This window comes from Allosphingosinicella sp., from assembly GCF_036387215.1.
Taxonomy (GTDB): domain Bacteria; phylum Pseudomonadota; class Alphaproteobacteria; order Sphingomonadales; family Sphingomonadaceae; genus Allosphingosinicella.
In genome coordinates this window covers 1-3,556 of the sequence record NZ_DASVUE010000438.1, presented here as the reverse complement: position 1 = coordinate 3,556, position 3,556 = coordinate 1, and the positions used below count along the sequence as shown (strand labels likewise).

Genomic DNA, 3,556 nt, shown 5'->3' with positions numbered 1-3,556 from the left:
GAGCTTCGCGCCCTGGATGACGTTGAGGCCGATGCCGCCGAGGCCGAACACCGCGACGTTGGCGCCGGGCTCGACTCCGGCCGTGTAGATGACGGCGCCGACGCCCGTCGTGACCCCGCAGCCGATGTAGCAGATCTTGTCAAACGGCGCGTCGGGGCGGACCTTGGCGACCGCGATTGCGGGCATGACGGTGAAGTTGGAGAAGGTCGAGCAGCCCATATAATGGTAGATGGTGTCGCTCCCGAGCCGGAAGCGGCTGGTCCCGTCGGGCATCAGGCCCTTCCCTTGAGTGCCGCGGATGGCGGTGCAGAGGTTGGTCTTGCGGCTGAGGCACGACTTACACTGGCGGCATTCGGGCGTGTAGAGCGGGATGACGTGATCGCCGACCGCGACCGAGGCGACGCCGGGCCCCACCTCGCGGACGATGCCGGCGCCTTCATGGCCGAGGATCGACGGGAAGATGCCCTCCGAGTCCTTCCCCTCGAGCGTATAGGCGTCGGTGTGGCAGACGCCGGTCGCCATGATCTCGACCAGCACTTCGCCGGCGCGGGGGCCGTCGAGATCAACCTCGTGGATCTCGAGCGGGCGGTTGGGAGCGACGGCGATTGCGGCGCGGGTCTTCATGCCTTCTCCTTTTGCCGGCCTATCGCCGCTCCGGCGACGTGAGGGAAGAGCCAGGCCCGAAAGGCGCGCGAACGGCACGAGTGGCACGAATGGCGCAAGTGTCACATGGAATCGCGGGGGGTCCCCCTCCTCGGCGCGTGCCGCACGGCCGGGTTCGGGAAGGAAATCGATTGCGACTCATGCGTCCAGCGATGACTCACAAAATCCTATTATGGAAGCCGGTCAGCCCGAGGTCAGCCGAGCCTTGGGGAAGCCGCCCCAGGCGGCGTCGTAATCCTTCTGAAGGGCATCCGTGCCGAGCGCGAATTCGGTGGGGCGGAAGGGCCAGCAGCTTTCGACCATGAAGGCCATGGTCCCCTCGATCTTGTGCGGCTTCAGCTCGGCCTCGCTCGCAGCCCTCCAGCTGGCGACGTCGGGGCCGTGGCCCGCCATCATGTTGTGCGCGCTGAGGCCCCCCGGAGCGAAGCCCTCGGCCTTCGCATCGTAGGCGCCGTGGATGAGGCCCATGCACTCGCTCATCACGTTGCGGTGGAACCATGGCGGACGGAACGTGTCCTCGGCGACCATCCAGCGCGGCGGGAAGATCACGAAATCCGCGTTGGCGCGGCCCGGCACATCGGAGGGCGACGTGAGGACGGTGAAGATCGACGGATCGGGATGATCGAAGCTCACCGTGCCGATCGTGTTGAAGCGGCTGAGATCGTAGCGCCACGGAGCGAGGTTGCCGTGCCAGGCGACGACATCGAGCGGCGAATGATCGAGCGTCGTCGTCCAGACCGAGCCCAGATATTTCTGGATGAGCTCCACTTCGCCTTCGGCGTCTTCATATTGGGCGACTGGCGTTTCGAAATCGCGCGGGTTGGCGAGGCCGTTGGCGCCGATCGGCCCAAGCTCGGGCAGGCGGAACAGCGATCCGTGATTCTCCGCGACATAGCCGCGGGCAGTGCCGTCGGGGAGCGCGGCGCGGAAGCGGACGCCGCGCGGGACGAGCGCCACCTCCCCCGGAGCGACGTCGATCCGGCCCATTTCGGTGTAGAGCGTCAGCCGGCCCGCTTCCGGGATGAAGAGCATCTCGCCGTCGGCGTTGAAGAAGCAGCGGTGCTGCATGTCCTTGTTGGCGCGGTAGATATGGACCGCCACGCCCTCCAGATCCTCCGGATGCCGATTGGCGACCATCGTCACCATGCCGTCGATGAGGTCGGTCGGCTCCTCCGGAAGATCGAGCGGGTTCCAGCGGAGCCGATTGGGCGCGAGAGGTCCTTTGACGGTGCCGGGGGCGAACAGGACAGCCCCTTCGTAGCGCCGGTAGGGCGGGTGCTCGGCGCTCGGCCGGAGGCGGTAAAGCCAGGAGCGGCGGTTCTCGGCCCGGGGGGCGGTGAAGGCGGTTCCGGAAAGCTGCTCCGCGTAGAGGCCCATCGCCGGCCGCTGCGGCGAATTGCGGCCCTCCGGCAGGGCGCCCGGCACGGCTTCGGTCGCGAAATGGCTCCCGAAGCCGGTCATGTAACCTTCAGCTGCCACCGACCTCGTCTCCAAACCGTTCGGGCTGAGCCTGTCGAAAGCCCTGCTTTTCCTCTAGAAAGAAAGACAGCCCCTCGACAAGATGAAGCGGTGTAGACTGCCCCCGGCAGTCTACAGCCATGCTGGGAGCATGGCGGCCGCTTCATGGGCGAGCGGGTTCCAGAACTCAACGCATCAGCACCAATTCTTCGGCCATGGTCGGGTGGAGCGCGACCACTTCGTCGAACTGGCTCTTCTTGAGCCTGGCCTTTACCGCGATCGCGGCGGCCTGCAGGATCTCGGGGGCGTCGGGGCCGATCATGTGGATCCCGACCACCTCGTCGGTCTCGCCGTTGACGACCAGCTTGTAGAGCGCGCGCTCGTTGCGGCCGGCGAGGACGTTCTTCATCGCCCGGAAATCCGACGTGTAGGTCTTGACGCTGCCGAGCTTGTTGCGCGCCTGCCCCTCGGTCATTCCGACGCTGGCAAGCGGCGGATGGCTGAACACGGCTGCAGGAACGTTGTCATAGTCGACGCGGGTCGGCTTGTTGCCGAAGACGGTGTCGGCGAAGGCCTGGCCCTCGCGGATCGCGACCGGAGTGAGCTGGATACGGTTGGTGACGTCGCCGACCGCGTAGATGCTGTCGCAGGTGGACTGGTTGTCCGCGTTGACGATGATTGCGCCGCCGCCGTCGAGATCGACGCCCGCCCCTTCGAGCCCGAGGCCGTCGGTGTTGGGCTTCCGGCCGATCGCGTACATGAGGAGATCGGCCTCGAACGGATCGGTGTCCGTCATCCTTATGAGAAGGCGGCCGTTCTCAAGCTTCTCGACGCTGTCGAACTTCGCGTGGAACTTGAAATCGATCCCCTTGGTGATCGAGATCTGGAGCAGCCGGTCGCGGATCGACTCGTCATAGCCGCGGAGGATCACGTCGGAGCGGTTGACGATCGTCACCTTCGCTCCGAACTCGTTGAAGATGCCCGCGAATTCGTTGGCGATATAGCCGCCGCCGACGATCACCGCCCGCCTGGGGATCTCCTCCAGATGGAAAGCGTCGTTGGAGGTGATGCCGTGCTCGGAACCGGGAAAATCGGGGATCATCGGCGTCGCGCCGGTGGCGATCAGGATCGTTCCGGCAGTGACGGTACGGCCGCCGGCGAGCTTCACCTCGTGCGGGCCGGCAACGGTCGCGCGCTCCTTGATGATCTCCACCCGATGCTTGCCAAGCGTCTCGGAATAAGCGGCTTCGAGCCGGGTGACCTCCGCAAGGACGTTGTCGCGGAGCGTCGGCCAGCTGAACTCGCATTTCGGCACGTCCCAGCCGAAGCGGCGGGCGTCCTGCAGGTCCTCGGCGAAATGCGCTCCGTAGACGAGCAGCTTCTTCGGAACGCAGCCGCGGATGACGCAGGTGCCCCCGACCTTATATTCTTCCGC

General features: G+C 66.0%; 3 protein-coding genes. All 3 read right to left on the bottom strand.

From position 1 onward, the window contains the following. Window positions 1-624 (bottom strand): alcohol dehydrogenase catalytic domain-containing protein (locus tag VF662_RS16725; protein ID WP_464143083.1); only part of this gene is annotated, 624 nt, incomplete at its 3' end. Between the two features lie 222 nt (window positions 625-846). Then, window positions 847-2,124, bottom strand: coding sequence for a homogentisate 1,2-dioxygenase (gene hmgA, locus VF662_RS16720; protein ID WP_464143084.1), 1,278 nt, complete (start codon window positions 2,122-2,124; stop codon window positions 847-849). A 184-nt stretch (window positions 2,125-2,308) separates the two neighbouring features. Next, on the bottom strand, window positions 2,309-3,556 hold a 1,248-nt coding region (gene gorA, locus VF662_RS16715; RefSeq protein ID WP_464143082.1), incomplete at its 5' end, for a glutathione-disulfide reductase.

Coding starts and splice junctions, on each gene's coding strand:
- hmgA (WP_464143084.1), bottom strand. CDS start 2,124: ATGACCGGCTTCGGGAGCCATTTCGCGACCGAAGCCGTGCCGGGCGCC.